An 18425-nucleotide genomic window follows, 5' to 3' on the forward strand; every position below is an offset into this window, starting at 1 on the left:
ATCTCGGATCTTCTATCCGACCACTAGGTTCACCAGTTTGCCGGGAACATAGATCTCTTTTCGGATCTGTTTTCCGTCTAAAAAGACCTGTACCTTATCTAAGGATTTTGCGATTTTAATCGCTTCTTCCCCCGCGATCTCTTTTGCTGCTTTGAATTCGGCTCTTAACTTTCCGTTTACCTGGACCACGATCATGATCTCGTCGTCGGTCAGATATTTCTCCTCATAACCCGGAAAAGTTTGGTAGGTCAAAGAATCGGATTTTCCTGCTAAAGACCAAAGTTCTTCCGCCAAGTGAGGAGCGAACGGAGCGATCAAAAGTAGGAATGGTTCCAGGATCTTACGAGGTCTGCGTTGGCTTGGAGTTAACTCGTTCACAAAGATCATCAACTGAGAGATAGCAGTGTTGAATGAGAAATTATTAATATCATCATCCACTTTTTTAATGGTTCTATGAAGGATCTTTAATTCGTCTTCGTTCGGTTCGATATCTTCCAAACGGAAAGATTCTTCCGCACCTGAATGATATAATCTCCATACACGGTTCAAGAAACGGAAAACACCCTCTACACCTCTAGTGCTCCAAGGTTTTACCATTTCGAAAGGTCCCATGAACATTTCGAAAAGACGTAAACTATCCGCTCCGAAATTCGTAACCACTTCGTCGGGATTGATCACATTCCCTAATGACTTGGACATTTTTCTTTTATCTTCGCCCAAGATCAGACCTTGGTGGACCAGTTTTTTGAAAGGTTCAGGGGTCGTTACGTATCCTAGATCGAATAATACCTTATGCCAAAAGCGAGAATAGAGTAAGTGAAGAACCGCATGTTCCGCACCACCCACATACAGGTCCACCGGCATCCAAGTTTTTTCCAAATCTACATCCACGAACTTGTCCGGATTTTCCGGATCTATATAACGCAGATAATACCAACAAGAACCCGCCCATTGAGGCATAGTATTCGTTTCTCTGGTACCGATCTCACCAGTTTCAGGATCTTTGTATTTCAACCAATCTCCCGCTAAAGCAAGCGGAGATTCTCCCGTTCCGGAAGGTTTAAATTCCGATAAATTAGGAAGTTCTAATGGAAGTTCGGACTCAGGAATGGCCTTTGTAACTCCGGAAGGAAAATGTACCAAAGGTATAGGTTCTCCCCAATATCTTTGGCGAGCAAACAACCAATCTCTGAGTTTGAATTGGGTTTTCCTCTTTCCGATCCCTTTTTTCTCAGCCCAATCCGCAATTTTAGAAAATGCTTCCTTATATTTGAGACCATTAATAGAAACTTCCGATGAAGATGAATTGATACAGACGGATTCTTTAGAATCGAAAGCTCCTTGGGAAAGATCTCCTTCGATCACAGGTAGGATATCCAACCCGAAAGCTTTTGCAAATTCATAGTCTCGTTGGTCATGAGCAGGCACCGCCATAATAGCCCCTGTTCCGTAACCATAGAGAACGTAATCTCCGATCCACACCGGGATCTTTTTAGAAGGGTCCGCAGGATGGACAACATAAGCGCCTGTGAATACACCTGACTTTTCTTTGGAAAGTTCCGTTCTATCCAAATCACTTTTTAAAGCGGAAGACTTTTTGTATTCTTGCACCTTCTCCCATTGTTCTTTGGAAGTTATGGAATCCACTAAAGGATGTTCCGGAGCAAGCACCATATAACTTACCCCAAATATGGTATCGGGACGAGTGGTGTATACTTTGATCCCATTTTGAGGAGAAGAAGGATCAAAAGGAAATATCAGCTCCAAACCTTCGCTCTTTCCGATCCAATTCTTCTGCATTTCCAAAGTAGAACTTGGCCAAGTGACTAAAGACAGATCCTCTAGCAACCTTTCTGCGTATGCAGTGATCCGCATCATGTACTGTCGCATAGGTTTACGAACTACTTCGTACCCTTTTCCAACCCATTCTTCTACTTCTTCATTCGCAAGAACTGTTCCAAGACCCGGGCACCAGTTTACCGGGATTTCCGCCTGATATACGAGACGGAATCCGGAGAGAATGGCTTCTTTCTTAGCATTAGAAAATTCTTTCCAATCCTTTGCGGAGAAGGTCTCGAGATCCTCAAATCCTTCGGAGCCCTTAGATTGGAAGATTTGGACCAATTCGAGGATTGGTTTTGCCTTAGAAGCCTTAAAATCATACCAGGAATCGTATAATTTCAAGAAGATCCATTGGGTAAATTTGTAGTATTTTGGGTCTGTGGTGGAGATTTCCCGGTCCCAATCATAGGAAAGACCGATCAATTTGATCTGTCTTCGGAAATTGTCCACATTCTGCTTTGTAGTGATAGCAGGATGAATCCCTGTCTGCATTGCGTATCTTTCTGCAGGAAGACCGAACGCATCCCAACCCATAGGATGCAAAACCTCAAAACCTTTCATTCTCTTGTAACGAGAAATAATGTCTGTAGCCGTATAACCTTCCGGGTGACCGACGTGCAATCCCGCGCCTGAGGGATAAGGGAACATATCTAAACAGTAGAACTTCGGTTTAGAAGAATGCAGATCCGTTCGAAAGGAAGAATTCTTTTCCCAGTAGTCTTGCCATTTTGATTCAATTTTCCGAAACGGATAGTCCATACCGTGAAGTTTTTTCCTCCGGCCTAGAATCCAATTCTTTTTTGTGATACTGGAAGTTGATTATAGGGGTGAAAAATCTTGAATGAGAAAGGTTTCTTTCCTTTTAGGAAGAAAAAAGGGATTCAGATTTGTTACTATAAGAAGTGTTTTTAAATAATCGGGAACCAAAGAGTTGATTTCGGGTCCGAAATGAAGAAAGCCGGAGGGAAACCGGCTTTCTCTGGGAGTGAAATTCTAAGCTCTTGCTTAGAAAACGGACAAAAAATTTGGATAAGAATCTGACTTATTTACGTACTGAGTCAATAACCTTGATCAATCGTCGAAATGTTTGGTTCAAACAATCTCGACATAGGTCGTACTGAAAGAGATTCGGTGTTTCTTTACCGCATCCTTTACATGTATATTGCTTACTTTGCGCTTGGGTAAGTTCCGCTTCTTCTTCGTTCAAATCCGTCACTGCTAATAATTGCATTTTGCTCCCAGAAAATTCCATTGAATGTCTTTTTATTTACGGAGTGTAAATAAGTCCGAAGATTGATAAGTGTTTTCGGAACTTCTCTCCGTACGTCGAGAGTTACTTTATAAAATCGGCTCACTCTAGAGTCAAAAAAAATTAGGTTGGAAGTTTGTGAAAATGACCGCAATTTTTTTAAAAAAAATTTCTAAGCGCGGTTTTATTTGGAATAGATTTTCAAGTGCGGTTTTTTCAGGTAAAAATAAATTTCCTATCAAGTGCCGAGTTTACGTCAGTCAAATCAAAAAGAAGGTGATCATTTGTTATCTATATCAGGCTTAAACAAGTCTTACACTGTTGCAGACCAAACATTTAACGTACTAAAAGATGTTTCATTCCAGGTAAAGTCCGGTGAGTTCGTTGCTGTTATCGGCCCTTCCGGTTCAGGCAAATCTACATTACTCGCAGTTTCGGCAGGATTAGACAAAGCTGATTCAGGAACGGTGCTTTTAGATGGAATATCTCTATTTGAAAAGACTGAAGATGAATTGGCAAAGATCAGAGGAGAACAAATCGGCTTTGTATTCCAAAATTTTCAACTGATTAAGACGTTAAACGCTTTGGAAAACGTTTCCCTTCCTCTTGCTTTGACGACAAACCTTCCGGAAAAAGTGATACATGAAAAAGCGATGTATTGGTTGGAGAAGGTTGGCATCGCACACAGAGCATACAACTTTCCGAGCCAACTCTCTGGCGGAGAAGAACAAAGAGTAGCGATAGCACGTTCCTTTATACACGAACCTAAACTTCTTTTTGCCGACGAACCTACCGCGAACTTAGATAAGAAGAATGGAGAGAATATCATGTCTCTTCTTAAACAACTCAATAGAGATCGAAAATCCACTTTATTGGTTGTTACTCATGATCCGAAAGTAGCGTCAATGGCGGATAGGATCTTAGAAATGAGAGATGGAGTGATCTTAAACGGAACAAAATCCAAAGTGGGCGTTAAAAAGAAAGTATCTAGGAAGAAAAAATGAATATCAGATTCTTTTTAAGGGTAATGTTCCGGGAGATTTTTTCCAAAAAGACTTCTTCCTTGCAGATCATTCTGGCAATCACGATCGGAACAGGCGCTGTTCTTGCAGTTCACTCATATAGGGACCAATTTACGGCATCTATCATAAAAGAGGCTAAAAACATTATGGGTTCGGATCTTGTTGTTACGAGCCCTACTCCATTAAATTCCGAACAAACAGCGTTTCTTTTGAAGGAATTGCCAAAAGGAAGCAAATTATCGCAATTAGTGCAGTTCCCTTCCATGATCCGAAACCCTGATTCCCAGGATTCCAGTCTTTCCTTGATCAAGGCAATCCAAGGAGAATATCCGTATTTTGGAGAAATAGAAACGGAACCAAAAGGCCTTTTTCGCAAACTAAAACCGGGAGAAATACTCTTAGAAAGCGGGCTGATCAAAAACTTAAAACTTAAAGTAGATTCCAAGGTTCAATTAGGAGAAAGTAATTTTGTCCTAAGAGGAAGTATCTTAAAAGAACCGGGAATGGCAGGAAACTTCCTCTCCATGGCTCCAAGCTCCATCATTCGAAAAGAATCTTTGGCCGAAACAGGTCTGGAACAGAGAGGTTCGCGTATAAGTTACCAGGTCCCGATCCTTCTTCCTATCGGAACAAACGCAAACGTATTCAAAAAAAGTAAATTTTCCGAATTCGCCAAGAATGATCTGATCTTATACGAAAGTACGGAAGCAAATTCAGGATCTCAAAAATTCCTTACAAACACATTGGATTTCTTTTCTTTATTGGCATTATGCGCATTCTTCCTGGGAGGGATCTCCATCCTTCTTACAAGCAGGGCTGTCGTAAGAGCTAAATCGAACACATTCGCGATCTATAAATGTTTAGGGGCCGGACCGAATTTGGTTTTAGGTCTTGTACTTTCGGAACTTTTAATACTATCCACGATAGGAGCCGTATTCGGATTTTTATTCGGAAGCTTTTTACAAACTCAGATCCCGAATATGGCGGATAAGGAATTTCTTTTCGAACCTAAGCTCGTTCCGGATCTAAAAGCGTTTTTCTGGGCATTCGTTTTAGCTTGGGTAGTTCCGTTAGTTTCCGCTTGGGAAAGTCTCTCTGCTACTCGAAATTTAAGTCCGATGTACGCACTTAAATCGGATTTTGCAAATGAACTTTCTTCCGTACCCAAACTAAAATTAAAACAGTCCGTTTCTTTTTTTGGAGTATTCGGATTATTTTTCATACTCGCTTGGTGGGAAACGGGAGACTGGATCAAAGGATTGATCTTATGTGCAACTCTTCTTTTCTTACCCGTGGTTGTTTATCTCGGAATTTTAGGAATTCGTTTTGTGATCCGGTTTTTACTACAAAGATCCGAATTTTCCGCAAGTGTAAGAATGGCATTACGAAAACTAGATAGACCTAGAACGGGACTCTCTTGGGTTTCAGTCGGACTTGGTTCTTCCGTTTTCGTTCTATTGCTCAGTATTTTTTTAAGCGATAGTTTATTGGAATACAGCGGAGCAAAGGACAAGGAAAGAAGACCGAATATGTTCGTGTTGGATATACGACCGGAACAACTGGAAAGTTTCCAACAAACGGCGGAAAAGTATAATGTGGAAAAACTTTTAACTTCACCGGTGATCGGAGCAAGACTCACACGAGTGAACGGTGAACTCGTTAAAAAGGAAGATATGGAACTTTCCGCTCTCAGAAGAGATTGGAGATCCACGGCAAGGACCAGAGAATATTTCTTATCTTATAGAGAAAATTTATATCCGACTGAAAAGGTCACTGACGGTGATTTTTGGAGAAAAGGAGAAGAAGACCAAATCTCCGTCGAAAAAGAATTTTCCAAAAACTTAAAAGTGGACTTAGGAGATAAACTTTCTTTTTCGATTGGCGGGGTAGAAGTCACCGGAACCATCCGGAATTTCAGGACAGTCAACTGGTCGGACATGAGGCCGAACTTCGTAATCCTATTTTCAAAAGGGATCTTGGAAAAAGCTCCTAAATTCTATTTAAGTTCGTTTTTGCTAGAATCTTCGGACTCTAGATATTCTCTCCAAAAAGAATTATCAAATGAATTTCCGAATCTCACCATTGTAGACACGGAAAAGGCGGTCCAATCCTTCTTAGGGATTTTAGAAAAGATGTCCTTTGCCATCCGTTGGATGACCGGGCTTATCGTTTTGTCTTCTCTACTGTTGATACTTTCTTCTTTGGAACTGAGTAGAAAGGAAAGATTGGAAGAAACTTCCCTTCTCAGGATCATCGGCGGGACTAAAACCTTTTTACGAAAATACTTTCTAGCGGAATCATTACTTCTCGCGAATCTTTCTTTCGTATTGGCGTTCGTTTTAGTTTGGGGAGTTTCTTCCTACATGTCGGAAATGATTTTCGAGATACAAGCAAGTGTTCCTTGGTTGGAGATAGCGATCTTTTATGTTTCTCTGAACTTGGCGGTTGTAGGAATGTATTTCGGAACCTTACGGAACGAATGGAAAAGAAGTCCGACTCTATATCTGAAGGAAGTGTAAGTTAGCCGAACCGATGCTGGCAGAGTTTAAAAAGAGCGGACGCCCGAATAAATCTGGATGATGAAATGTTATTTTGTGCGAGTCATGCGGGCAAGAAGATCTTCCGGTTTCGGATCGAATTTCGCGGAACAAACCTTATAATTCGAAGCGGTCGGACAGGCCGCGGTTCCGGTGATCTTACATCCTTTGTTCTCGCAACGTTTCCTTGTATCGAAAGAATCAGATCCGGAAAATCTACAATAATCCCTGCAAGCGTCAGAACTATTTACGGAACAAAGATAACAACCGTCAGCGGACAATTCTTTTATAAACCCAACGTAACCTAAAAAGAATATGATAGAAAGTGAATATAATATCTTTTTCAAATAAAACCCCTTAACCTTAGATCCCGATTGTAAGATATCGCATTGGGAACCTGGCTTTTATTTACTTATGGAGGTGTCCGACTTCTTCTCCACTTTATCTTCTAGAAACTCCGCAAATTCTATCTGACCTTGGATAAAATTCAAATTATAACGGCTTTCGTACAGTAAAAGACTGCTCGCAATAAACAAGAAAATCCCGCCTATCAAAGCTAGTCCTGTGGCTACCCAAGATGCGGAACTAGATATGGCAACTATAATCCCCAAACTCAGACTGGAAGATACAAAAAACAAAGTCGCTGTATAAAGAGCTGCCATAGACCTTTGGATCAAATTCGCTCTTTTCTTTTGAACTTTTAATTGTCTTCTGAGATAGGCAAGTCTCTCTTCCGGAAAAGAAAGTTTTCCTTCCACGACTCCTTCTATCTCGTTTTTCAGTAAATTCACGCGATCGAATATTCTACCCAATCGATTTGCGGTAGAAAAGATCAAACTCGCGGTTGCCGAAATCAAAACGGCCGGAGCGATCATACCTGCTAAAATTTCCGTTCCGGTCAAAGCAGAGAGCATAATCCTAGTTCAGCATCGGATCTTTTGTATGTTCCACAAAATACTTATACAATCCGCCTTTACTCTTTAAGGCTTCTTGCCAAGTTGCTTCCGGATCTTCCGTAAAGATCCACTCTGCATTCGGATCGTGAACAACCCAAGATTTACGCTCCATTTCCCCTTCTAGTTGAGAAGCTCCCCAGCCGGAATATCCTTGGTATACGTTAAACTTCGTTTTATCAGGATGTTCTAATAGTTCCACCAAAGCTTCGAAACTTCTGGCTAAAAACACACCTGGAATAACTTCGATCCCCGGTTGTTTCAACTTAGGATTATCGTGAAGGATAGAGACAAATGTAGGATCCACAGGGCCGCCGGAATAGATCGGATAAGAACCGTCTATGCCCTCCGGGATTCCTTGGATCACATCGCTTAGGGCAACATCCATCTTTTTATTCAAAACAAGACCGAACGCACCTGCATGATCATGTTCGACCATGAGGATCACGGTACGATTGAAATAATCCGTTACGATGGATGAATTAGAAATTAATACTTTTCCGCCAAATCCGTTTTCCATACAACCCGATCAGTTTTTATGTATCTCACTCAAAATTTTGTAGGCGATCTCCAAGGTTTGGATATCGGATCTTCCATCTACTAAAGGTTCCGTTTCTTTCAGGATACATTTTACAAAATGTTCATGTTCCTGTTTTAAAGGGTTGTCTTTGTGAACAAAGATCTTTTCCACGATGGATTCTTGGCGATACTTGATCTCTCCGGTCCTGAGTAGAATGTCCGAAGTTGCTTGCCGATGAAGCTCGATCTCTTGATCGCTAAAATCCAATGTTATGTACACGTCTTTTTGTGTGATATTCAGGGTCCGAATTTTTGATTGTGTATTTCTGCTCGCGGAAATATTTGCTATCGCGCCATTCTCAAAATGAAGAATAACGGCAGCAATATCTTCGTGACCGGAAACCACTTTGGTCCCCACTGCACTTAGATATTTGACGGGAGATTTTACTAGATTCAAAACGATATCTATATCATGGATCATCATATCCAGAACTACACCCACATCCTTAATTCTAGGATTAAAAGGGGCTAATCTTCTGGATTCGATTAAGAGAGGTTCGGTTACGATCTTTCCGAGTTCCAAAACGGCTCCGTTAAAACGTTCAACGTGACCTACCTGTAAGACCAGATTGTTTTTAGAAGCAAGTTCCACGAGTTCTTTTGCTTGTTCTAAAGTTTCCGCGATCGGCTTCTCTACCAAAACATGTTTACCAGCAACAAGCGCCTTTTTAGCGATTTCATGATGTAGGAAAGTTGGTACCGCAATGATAACTGAATCAGTATGTTTGATCAGATCGTCTACGGTGGAGAAGGCGGAGGTTTTGTGTTTTTCCGCCATCTGAGACGCTCTTTCGGAATCGGAGTCGTAAATGCCTATCAGCTCCGCATCGCTTAATGTTTTTGCCACGTTTACGTGGTATTGGCCCATATGGCCAGTTCCGATTACTCCGATCTTGACTCTATTAGTCATGAAACTTCCTTTTTATGGATATTACTTATTCGTAAAAATTTTACCCTTAGAACCGGAAACGGATTCTCCGGACTCTCGAGCAAATTCTTCGATCAATTCTCTTTGTCTTCTAGTCAGTTTTTTAGGGATCTCAATGCGAACGATCACATGCTGGTCCCCTTTTCCATATCCGCCTAAATACGGAATACCATGACCTTTCAAGCGAAACACTTGGCCTGACTCGGTTCCTTCCGGAATTTTCATCTTTACCTTTTTGCCGTCTATGGTTGGGACTTCTATGTCCCCGCCTAAGATCGCTTGTGTTAGGCTGATCTTTTTGTTTAAGATCAAGTCGTTCGCTTGGCGTTCGAATAATTCATGTTTTTTAATATGTGTTACCACATATAGATCGCCATGAGGACCACCGTTAGGTCCTGCTTCCCCTTCTCCGGAAACTTTTAGTCTGCTACCGGATTCGATACCGGGTGGGATCTTAATATTGATGGTACGTCTTTTTTCTACCAGACCTTGTCCATGACAGGTCTTGCATGGATTGGAGATGATAGTACCTTTTCCCCGACAAGTACCGCAGGTAGTTGCTACGGAGAAGAATCCCTGAGATCTACGGATCTGCCCTGAGCCTCCACAGTCCGGACAAGTAGAAGGTGTACTTCCTTTGTTCGCACCGGAACCTCCGCAATCTACGCAGGTTTCAAGTCTTGGGATCTCGATCTTATATTCCCTACCTAAGCTTGCGTCTTCGAGAGAAACTTCTAGATTGTAACGAAGATCAGAACCGCGTTGAGGACCGGACCTGCGGGATCCACCGCCCCCGGCTCTTCCTCCTCCGAAGAAGTCGCCGAAAATATCTCCGAAATCACCGAAAATATCGGAGAAGTCGGTATACGCTCCTCCTCCGTATCCGCCTTGGGCGCCTGCACCCACTCCGGCTTTGCCGTATTGGTCGTACATGCGACGTTTATTAGCGTCTCTTAAAACTTCGTAAGCCTCGGTAGCTTCCTTAAATTTCTCTTCAGCAGCTTTATCACCCTGATTTTTATCAGGGTGATATTTGATAGCTAACTTCCGATACGCGGACTTGATCTCTTCGTCAGTCGCGGATTTGGAAACACCGAGGATATCGTAGTAACTTTTGTCACTCATGTCTTAGTTACTTTTTCTCATCGTCCACTACGGTATAGTCCGCGTCCACGACCTTTTCTCCCTTAGCTTGGGAATTGTCGGCACCTTCGCTTGCTCCGGCACCGTTAGGTCCTGGACCTGCTTCTTGCCCTGGAGCTCCTTGGGAATAAATTTTGGAACCTATTTCCGAAGCTCTTTTCGTGATGGACTCTTTCGCAGCATTGATACGACCGATATCTCCAGATTCGATCGCTTCTCTTGCACGTTTGATCTCGTCATTCGCCAACTGTTTTTCGCTGTCGGAAAGTTTATCCCCGGCATCGGTTACCGCTTTTTCCAAAGAATAAGTGATCGTATCCAACTCGTTCTTAGCTTCCACAAGTTCTCTAGCGGCCTTGTCCGCAGCGGCATGTGCCTCCGCATCTTTTACCATTTTAGAGATCTCATCTTCGCTTAATCCGGAAGAAGATTCGATACGTATCTTCTGCTCTTTACCTGTTCCCAGATCTTTTGCGGAAACATGGACGATACCGTTCGCATCAATATCGAATGTAACTTCGATTTGAGGAACTCCTCTTGGTGCCGGCGCAATCCCGATCAGATCGAATCTTCCGAGTGTACGGTTACCTGCCGCCATATCCCTTTCTCCTTGGAGAACATGGATAGACACAGCATTTTGGTTGTCCGCAGCAGTTGAGAACACCTGGGATTTTTTAGTCGGGATCGTAGTGTTTCTCTCGATCAGCTTAGTCATTACACCACCCAAAGTCTCGATACCGAGTGAAAGGGGAGTAACATCCAAAAGAAGAACATCGGAAACTTCTCCCGCTAAAACTCCTCCTTGGATAGCGGCACCGATTGCTACCACTTCGTCAGGGTTTACGGAACGATTCGGTTCTTTTCCGAAAATTCCTTTTACAAGTTCCTGGACCGCCGGGATACGAGTGGATCCTCCCACTAATATCACTTCGTCGATGTCGGCAGCCTTTAAGCCAGCATCGCGCAGCGCGTTCTCACATGGAATACGAGTTCTTTCCACCAAGTTGCGGGTCAACTGATCGAACTTAGCTCTGGTAAGATTCATATCCAAGTGTTTTGGTCCGCTTGCGTCTGCAGTGATGAACGGAAGATTTACTTGGGTGGACATAGTACCCGAAAGTTCTATCTTCGCCTTTTCCGCTGCTTCCTTCAAACGTTGAACGGTATTTTTATCTTGGGAGATATCTATCCCGTATTGTTTTTTGAATTCTTCGATCATCCATTCCATGATGACCATATCGAAGTCGTCCCCACCTAAGTGAGTGTCACCGTTGGTGGACTTAACTTCGAACACTCCGTCTCCCAATTCTAGGATAGAAATATCGAAGGTTCCTCCTCCTAAGTCGTAGACAGCGATCTTTGCGTTAGTCTTCTTTTTATCGAATCCGTAAGCAAGCGCGGCTGCGGTCGGTTCGTTAATGATCCTTTCCACGTCCAAACCTGCGATCCTACCTGCGTCTTTCGTAGCCTGACGTTGTTCGTCATTAAAATAGGCAGGAACTGTGATCACAGCCTTGGTTACTTTGTGGCCTAGGTAATCTTCCGCAGTTTGTTTCATCTTTTGCAGAACTCTTGCGGAAATCTCCTGAGGAGTAAACTCTCCGGAAGCAGTTTCGAATTTCAGGCCGTCGTTACCGCTGCGGATCACTTTATAAGAAACGTGTTTCATTTCTTGTTCCGCTTCGTTAAATCGGCGCCCGATAAATCTTTTTGCTGAACGTACGGTATTTACTGCGTTAGTAATTGCTTGGTTTTTGGCAAACTGCCCAACCAAAGTTTCTCCCTTAGCGGTAAAAGCCACAATCGACGGAGTGGTTCTCGCTCCTTCGGAGTTTTGGATTACTACCGGATCCCCACCTTCCATTACGGAAACGCAAGAGTTGGTGGTCCCTAAGTCGATCCCGATAATCTTCTCTTTTGACATTTTGGTTTCTCCTTCCGCTTTTTCGGGATTTCCCGCCAGCGGTTATTCAAGATATATTTCGCTCTATTCAAGGCGATATTTCGCCTAACAACCAAAGTATTATACCTTTGGTTTTCCGATCCTCACCCTAGCGGGTCTTAAGGAAAACTTATCTTCATTTTCCTTAATATAAAATCCCGCCTGATAGACTTCTATCACGGTTTCTTCCTTATACTGATCCCCTTCTTCCGAAGACAATGCTTCCATCAAAGTCGGATCGAAAGGTTCTCCCTGAGGATACTGCCTAAACACATTCGACTTTTCCAAAACGGAATAGAATTCCTTCAGGATCATGGCGACCCCGTCCACGAAAGGTTTCACCTCTTCCGTGACGTTTACACCGGAACCTACACGATCCAAATTATCGATAGGATTCAAAAACTCCGTTACCAAAGATTTGACTGCTTCCCTCTTTATATTAGAGAATTCTTGTGCAGATCTTCTCTTATAATTCTGAAACTCGGCTCTTTCCCTGGTCCAGGAATCTTTTAGGGATTCGATCTCCTTTTTCGCAGCCTCTAATTCCTTACGTAAAGTTTCCTCTGCCGTTTCCGGTTTTTTGGAATCCTCCGGATTTTCTCCGGCAGGCGTTGCGACCGCTTCTTCCTGACTCATCTCTTTGTCGTTTCCTTGTATAATATTTTCGGTACGCGTATTTTCGGGCTCCGGTCTCGCGTTATCCGGAGCGGCGTCGGTCCTATTTTGAAAGTTATTACCCTCTCTGGTTTCCACGTCGTTCTCCCTTTATTTACTAATCCGTGTGATCATCTCCGAAACTAATTTCGAGGTAAAATCCACAAGAGGAAGCGCTCTATGATAATCCATCCTTTGAGGACCGATAATTCCCATAGCGCCTATCCTTTTCTCTCCCATTCTATATCCGGACGTAATGATGCTCACCCCGCCCATTCTTCCGTCTCCGTCCTTTCCTATAACGGTATACACTCCGTCGTGTTCGGAATATTCTCCGAACATTCCGGTGAGGAATCTTTTATCATCCAGCAATGAGAGAACCTGGTTGAGTTTTTCCTCTTCATCCTTAAATCTTCCGTATAAATTCTTGAGACCGTCGATATACAAAGACACTTCCGAATTATCGGGTGTCATAGCAGCGGAGATCACTCCGGACACTTTATAAAAATCTAATGGTCCATCCTTTCTCAGCAACAGGGAAGGGATAACCTTCTCCTGGATCTCGAACATATCGTAACCTTTCGCGTTATCGTTCAGATACTTTGAGATCTGATACAACTCTTCCTGGCTGTAATTTCGATCCAAAAATACGTTTCGGTTCAGGACAGCTCCGGAACGCATTACCATGATCATCAGGACCTCGTCCCCATGCACATGGATCAATTCCACGTGTTTCAGAGTGTCCAAACTTTTAGCCGGTCCTAAAACCACTCCCGCAGAATTGGAAAGACTAGCGAGAACACTTGCAGTCGCCTTCAGGATTTGATCCAGTTTGAACTGCATCTTCAGATATTCTTCCTGGATCCTTTGTTTTTCCTTGATGGTTAACTCATAAAGAACCACCAGCGAATCCACATAGAATCTATAACCGATCTCTGTCGGGATCCTTCCCCCCGAAGTATGCCGAGAAGCGAGATAACCCATCTCTTCCAGTTCCTTTAAAACGGTCCGAATGGAAGCCGGGGACAAACCTATATCATGTTTGTCGAATAATGTTTTAGAGCCAACTGGACGGTTCTCCTGGATAAACTCGTCCACCGTTGCCTTAAGGATCATCCTATGTCTTTGGGATAGTTCCATATCTACTCTTATTGGCACTCTGCAAGTTAGAGTGCCAAATCACCTCTCAAGTTTCCATACGGCTCAAAAAAAAGTCAAGAATTTTGGATTTTAAGCAGTCCCAGAGCTAGTCTGACAGAAAAAATTGGAAAAAATACATCCCATAAGGGATAAAATTAAAAGGCCAAGTGGATGAAACCTTAGTTTCCTTTGAGGTGGCATGAGTAGGAAGAACCAAGCGATTATTTGGTATCGCTCTAGGCTCCGTTCTAAATTTTAGTTTCGGAGCTTGATTCTATAAAATGCAACAATTCGAGAACGTAACAGTAATCAAAAAAGCAAACGTATACTTCGACGGCAAAGTTACCAGCAGAACCGTATTATTCTCCAATGGAGAAAAAAAGACGCTAGGTATCTTGATGCCCGGAGAGTACGAGTTCGGAACAGACGAAAAAGAAATTATGGAAATTTTAGACGGAGATCTTTTGGTCCAACTGCCCGGAAATACGGATTGGAAGCAGATCAAAGGTGGACAATCTTTCGAGGTTCCTGCAAATTCCAAATTTAAACTAAACGTTAATAAGCTGAGCGATTATTGCTGTTCCTATATTAAATAAATCTATTTGGCCGTTCTCGTCTTATCCGAACGAAAACGGCCTTTTATATCGATTTCAGGTTTGAGCTAAAATCGGAAATTTAAAGCACTTTTCTGGAACCGGAAATTCTCCCTTCACAAACAGAGGTGACTCAAAAGGCGCCTCGAATTTTTCGCAACGAATATCGAATTTTTCCGGAGAAAAACCGAATCGAATCTCGGCGGCCTCAGGTATTCCTAAAGAAGCAAGTAGTTTTTCAAGATCGGGCCTTCTATCGCACAAAACATCATAAATCCATAATGTTTTGTCTTCCCTCCCAATAACTAAGATCGAATTTTCCGAATCGTCGTATAGGAACTGAAAAGATTCTCCCGCTAAAAAATAAAAAAGTAGGATCGAACCGTATCCCATAGCCCCGAAAATTTCCGTTGTAGGCAACGAAAAAGATGAGATCCTTTTCAAGATCTCCACATCTTGTGCAAAATTTGGATTTAGAATTCTGTAATGCTTTTTCTTTCCTTTCCCTAAAATACTTTCAGGATATGCCGCTCTGAACCAAATTTCTTCCACTTTTCGAAATCCGAACTTAGGATAAAAATCGGTAACGGAATCGTTTGCAAAAAGAAATACCAAGCCGTTCGAATACTTTTCCAAAACGGTTCGTATCAGTTTTGCGGACAGACCCTGTTTTCTATAATCGGGGAGAGTTCCTACTGCCCCGAGTTGAATTGCGCTCCTTCTATCTCCTAAAAGAAGAACGTCCATTTCCATTACGGAAACGTTAGATAGGATTTTTCCCTCCGGATCGATCAATGAATTGGGATGGTACTTTTCAGACCAACCTCCTTTTTCGAACCAAGGACGAAAGTCAGCCCCATACAAAGCCTGGGGAGTAAATTCGAAATATTTTTCTCTCAGGTCGGATCTGTCTCTATAACTCGAGACCGTGGATACACCTCTGTTCATAAGTTTTCCTTTTCTTAAAGACAATATATATACCTGCGCAGTTCGATGATTAGAATGCGCATTTTGTAACTTAGATTTGTTTCGGAAAATTTTAGAGGTGGGTCGGAGTCATGGCTGGTCTTAATCTGTATGTACCAAGGTATTTTGTCAACATTTAGCTTCTATTCTACTACTTGACAAATTCGTTTTCCAAGCTACACTTCGTTTAGAGTCTGCTTAATCCGACAGAAATCGGAGCGGAGGAACCAATTTTTGGGGCTAACCGTTCTCACGGGGGAAATCTCTCTTTCCTAGCCCGTCAGCTAACTTCGTAAGCATGGAGAGAAGACCAGGAGTTCCCTCCCAATCTTCCCGGCTCATTCTGACCTCGGGATTTTTTCATCCAACGAAATAGTTCCGGGAAAATTATAACCTAGGAGGCGAAAATGAAAGTCCTAATTTCTTTTGCCAATCCCAAGATGGGAGCAAAACTTTTCGGGCTAACAAGGGCACTATTCTCAAAGTCCCGCGAAAACCTTTCCATAGTAGCGTTACACGTCGTTTCAGTGGAATCTAGATCCGAAGGGTTTCCAATATTAGAAGAAGACGAAATTTTCCAAGCAGTAAGAGAAGAAGCTGCCGGTTCCGAATTCGATTTTGAAACCGTTGGATTTCCTTCCGACTGGGTAGTGCCGGGTATTGTCGAGATCGCAAAAAGTAAACAGATCGATTTACTTCTATTAGGTGCAGCGCGTTCGTTATTCTCCGAGGATCTGCTAGGAGGAAAAGTAGGAGATGTGCTCAGACAATTGTCCGATCTGGATATCGCAGTACTTGCGGATAACGGATTAGTCGCTCCGATCGAGCCGATTATCTATTCTCCAGGTCTGGATTCGGCTCCACTTTTTCCATTCTCCACCGGTCTTTCTGCTTTTATAGAAAAACCGATCCCTGTCCTTTCTGGCGTAAATCAGTCGGAGTTCGGGTTGAACCAATCCAATCAATTTAAACCTTGGATCCCATTTTCTTTGAACGCAGCCGCGGACCAAACCAAAAATTTGGCAATCCTAGATTACGGGACCTATAAATCTTTTCACTCGGCTCTTTTGGATAGAAAAGGACTCTCCTTTCTAATCTTAAGAAAGGGAAATTAAAATAATAGTCTAAGTTTCGGAAAATTATACTCTCCGTATAACAATTTCTTAGCAGCATTATTTGTAATCGCCGCCTTACTGAAAACAGGCGGTCTTTTTTTATAATATTATCTTTTCCTTGCCTAAAAGTACAAAGCGTTAGATCCTTCCCGAAATCGGAAGGCGCACTTGAAATCCAAAATTTTAAATCCTGTTCTAATTCTTTTCATTCTATCCATAATCTCCGCCATATCGATATTTATTTTTGTAGCGACTTATTCTTCCCCTATTAATAGAAGTCAAACGTCCGCAACTAACACTGAAATTGGGGGATTGATCTGGTTGGTAGTTACTATATTAATTTTATATAATGCGGGATTAGCTTCTTTTCGGAACCTATTTTTGGAAAAATTTTCGGAGACCCGAGAAAGTTTAGGAACTGCAAAAGGTTTGTTTTTTAGCGTTGTGAGCCTTATTTTATTTCTAATCGGATCTAAACTTGGTAGTTTATTTAAGGCGGAGATCAGTAGCTCGGAACTTCTCATGATCTTTCCTATCGTCTTTGTAGCGACTTGGGAAAATTTTCTAACCAAAACGATCGCCCTAAAATTCAGATCCGTTTATCTCATCTTAACCACAGTATTCCAAATTATAGTTTATATAAGTTTCATGCTCTCTTTTCTCACAATAGCCAGTTTGGACGGATTCGACTAAAACCCGGTCTAACGGTGTTTTAGAACGGTTTATCAAATTCGATTTTTGAAAAAAATCGGATCCGGTTTCGGATATCCGTTTTTTTTCCCGTCTTACATGAAATGCCGACCATTCTGGATTTCGTTCATAGCGTTTTTACTCGAGTTTATCCCAAAGATTCCTTCATTTTTAAGGAAGGTGAAGAATCCGACGGAAATATGTATTTCCTTTTCCAAGGACATTTAATGGTCAGCAAGAATCGCCCGGAGGAAGGAGATAAATCCATTAAAGAAGTTTTTCCGGGAGAATTTTTCGGAGAGATCGCTTTGATATCCGGAAGAGCCAGAGCTATGTCCGTCCAAGTTCTTTCTCCTTCCGCAAAAGTTGGGGTCCTGAACAAGGGTGTTTTTGAAAAACTGGAAAAAACAAGTCCTCAATTCCTACTTTTACTTCTTAAAAACACTTTTGAAAAATTGAATCGAGCAGAGATGAAACTAGAATCCCTATACGCGGAAATCCATAAAAAGGAAGAAGAATCCAAAACCGCAGCTGGGCCCATTACGGAGAACCAAGCGGTAATTCCGGAAAATGCCGAAGTTATCGATTCCGGTACCTTCCACGAAACTCCCGCAGAAGCGACAGGAAATAAGGAATGATCAGATGGGAATTAATATTTTAGAATTCATTAATAACGTTTCCGTTAAAACCTATCTAGCCGGAGAAGAAGTTTTTAAAGAAAAAGATCCTTCTAACGGTATGATGTATTTCGTATTCACAGGAGCTTTAGAGATCAGAAAGTCTTATGACGGAGAAGAAAGAGTGATCCGAAATTTGGAACCCGGAGCTTTTTTCGGAGAGATTGCATTGATCAACAATGTACCAAGGGCTGCAACCGCAAGAGTGATCACTGAAAAAGCTAAAATAGGGATCTTGGACCAGGAAATGTTCTATCGGATCGGACAAACGAATCCTAAATTTTTTTCACTGCTTCTCAATACTACGATCCATAGATTGGTTTCCGTAGAAGACGAGATCGCAAAATTATGTTCAGGACAGCCTATCCATCCGATCCGCAACAAGGATTAATTTC

At 42.2% G+C, this 18425-nt stretch carries 18 protein-coding genes and 1 riboswitch; of the genes, 7 read left to right on the plus strand and 11 right to left on the minus strand.

The annotated features are described in order from the left end of the window. Nucleotides 1-12 precede the first annotated feature (12 nt). On the minus strand, nt 13-2601 hold the full coding sequence (leuS, locus tag LEP1GSC192_RS06640) for a leucine--tRNA ligase (protein WP_020769028.1): 2589 nt from the start codon (nt 2599-2601) through the stop codon (nt 13-15). A 283-nt stretch (nt 2602-2884) separates the two neighbouring features. After that, nucleotides 2885-3073, minus strand: coding sequence for a hypothetical protein (locus tag LEP1GSC192_RS06645; protein ID WP_033271995.1), 189 nt, complete (start codon nt 3071-3073; stop codon nt 2885-2887). Nucleotides 3074-3375: 302 nt separating this feature from the next. Here LEP1GSC192_RS06645 and LEP1GSC192_RS06650 point away from each other — a divergent pair, with 302 nt between their 5' ends. Together LEP1GSC192_RS06650 and LEP1GSC192_RS06655 are read left to right on the plus strand one after the other, a co-directional pair. Next, nucleotides 3376-4095 carry an ABC transporter ATP-binding protein gene (locus tag LEP1GSC192_RS06650; protein ID WP_020769294.1) on the plus strand — a complete coding sequence of 240 codons (720 nt, stop codon included), beginning with the start codon at nt 3376-3378 and terminating at the stop codon, nt 4093-4095. After that, on the plus strand, nt 4092-6632 hold the full coding sequence (locus LEP1GSC192_RS06655) for an ABC transporter permease (protein WP_020769030.1): 2541 nt from the start codon (nt 4092-4094) through the stop codon (nt 6630-6632). The genes LEP1GSC192_RS06650 and LEP1GSC192_RS06655 overlap by 4 nt, the downstream gene beginning before the upstream one ends. Before the next feature lie 68 nt (nt 6633-6700). On the opposite strand, the gene LEP1GSC192_RS06660 is transcribed toward LEP1GSC192_RS06655, so the two are convergent. The 8 genes from LEP1GSC192_RS06660 to hrcA all read right to left on the minus strand — a co-directional run bounded on the left by LEP1GSC192_RS06660 (nt 6701) and on the right by hrcA (nt 13989). Beyond that, nucleotides 6701-6997 carry a hypothetical protein gene (locus LEP1GSC192_RS06660; protein WP_020769176.1) on the minus strand — a complete coding sequence of 99 codons (297 nt, stop codon included), beginning with the start codon at nt 6995-6997 and terminating at the stop codon, nt 6701-6703. Between the two features lie 57 nt (nt 6998-7054). Continuing rightward, nucleotides 7055-7564 carry a DUF2721 domain-containing protein gene (locus LEP1GSC192_RS06665; RefSeq protein WP_036089225.1) on the minus strand — a complete coding sequence of 170 codons (510 nt, stop codon included), beginning with the start codon at nt 7562-7564 and terminating at the stop codon, nt 7055-7057. 4 nt (nt 7565-7568) lie between these two features. Then, nucleotides 7569-8123, minus strand: a complete 555-nt coding sequence (locus LEP1GSC192_RS06670; protein WP_020769251.1) for a YqgE/AlgH family protein — start codon at nt 8121-8123, stop codon at nt 7569-7571. Nucleotides 8124-8132: 9 nt separating this feature from the next. Next, nucleotides 8133-9092 carry a Gfo/Idh/MocA family protein gene (locus LEP1GSC192_RS06675; RefSeq protein ID WP_036089227.1) on the minus strand — a complete coding sequence of 320 codons (960 nt, stop codon included), beginning with the start codon at nt 9090-9092 and terminating at the stop codon, nt 8133-8135. A 21-nt stretch (nt 9093-9113) separates the two neighbouring features. Beyond that, nucleotides 9114-10235, minus strand: coding sequence for a molecular chaperone DnaJ (dnaJ, locus tag LEP1GSC192_RS06680; RefSeq protein WP_020768993.1), 1122 nt, complete (start codon nt 10233-10235; stop codon nt 9114-9116). A 7-nt stretch (nt 10236-10242) separates the two neighbouring features. Further along, the gene (gene dnaK / locus LEP1GSC192_RS06685; protein ID WP_020769113.1) at nt 10243-12177 is read right to left on the minus strand and encodes a molecular chaperone DnaK; all 1935 of its coding nucleotides are present in this window, start codon (nt 12175-12177) and stop codon (nt 10243-10245) included. 99 nt (nt 12178-12276) lie between these two features. Next, on the minus strand, nt 12277-12948 hold the full coding sequence (gene grpE, locus LEP1GSC192_RS06690; RefSeq protein WP_020769206.1) for a nucleotide exchange factor GrpE: 672 nt from the start codon (nt 12946-12948) through the stop codon (nt 12277-12279). A gap of 12 nt (nt 12949-12960) precedes the next feature. Continuing rightward, complete coding sequence (hrcA, locus tag LEP1GSC192_RS06695) at nt 12961-13989, minus strand: heat-inducible transcriptional repressor HrcA (protein ID WP_020769009.1); 1029 nt, start codon at nt 13987-13989, stop codon at nt 12961-12963. 281 nt (nt 13990-14270) lie between these two features. Here hrcA and LEP1GSC192_RS06700 point away from each other — a divergent pair, with 281 nt between their 5' ends. Then, nucleotides 14271-14585 (plus strand): pyrimidine/purine nucleoside phosphorylase, encoded by a 315-nt coding sequence (locus LEP1GSC192_RS06700; protein WP_020769139.1) that lies wholly within the window; start codon nt 14271-14273, stop codon nt 14583-14585. Nucleotides 14586-14639: 54 nt separating this feature from the next. On the opposite strand, the gene LEP1GSC192_RS06705 is transcribed toward LEP1GSC192_RS06700, so the two are convergent. Continuing rightward, nucleotides 14640-15530 carry a GNAT family N-acetyltransferase gene (locus LEP1GSC192_RS06705; RefSeq protein WP_036089230.1) on the minus strand — a complete coding sequence of 297 codons (891 nt, stop codon included), beginning with the start codon at nt 15528-15530 and terminating at the stop codon, nt 14640-14642. Between the two features lie 203 nt (nt 15531-15733). After that, nucleotides 15734-15861, plus strand: a riboswitch (cyclic di-AMP (ydaO/yuaA leader). Nucleotides 15862-15955: 94 nt separating this feature from the next. On the opposite strand from LEP1GSC192_RS06705, the gene LEP1GSC192_RS06710 reads away from it, so the two are divergent. The 4 genes from LEP1GSC192_RS06710 (at nt 15956) to LEP1GSC192_RS06725 (ending at nt 18421) form a co-directional block, all read left to right on the plus strand. Then, a complete protein-coding gene (locus LEP1GSC192_RS06710) occupies nt 15956-16663 on the plus strand; it encodes a universal stress family protein (RefSeq protein ID WP_020769286.1) in 708 nt (235 codons plus the stop codon). 168 nt (nt 16664-16831) lie between these two features. Continuing rightward, nucleotides 16832-17356 (plus strand): hypothetical protein, encoded by a 525-nt coding sequence (locus LEP1GSC192_RS06715; protein ID WP_020769271.1) that lies wholly within the window; start codon nt 16832-16834, stop codon nt 17354-17356. A gap of 197 nt (nt 17357-17553) precedes the next feature. Next, a complete protein-coding gene (locus LEP1GSC192_RS06720) occupies nt 17554-17991 on the plus strand; it encodes a Crp/Fnr family transcriptional regulator (protein WP_232420978.1) in 438 nt (145 codons plus the stop codon). Between the two features lie 4 nt (nt 17992-17995). Then, nucleotides 17996-18421: a cyclic nucleotide-binding domain-containing protein gene (locus LEP1GSC192_RS06725; RefSeq protein WP_020769013.1), complete on the plus strand. Its 426-nt coding sequence runs from the start codon at nt 17996-17998 to the stop codon at nt 18419-18421. Nucleotides 18422-18425 lie beyond the last annotated feature (4 nt).

This window comes from Leptospira sp. B5-022, from assembly GCF_000347035.1.
GTDB classification, from domain to species: domain Bacteria; phylum Spirochaetota; class Leptospiria; order Leptospirales; family Leptospiraceae; genus Leptospira_B; species Leptospira_B cinconiae.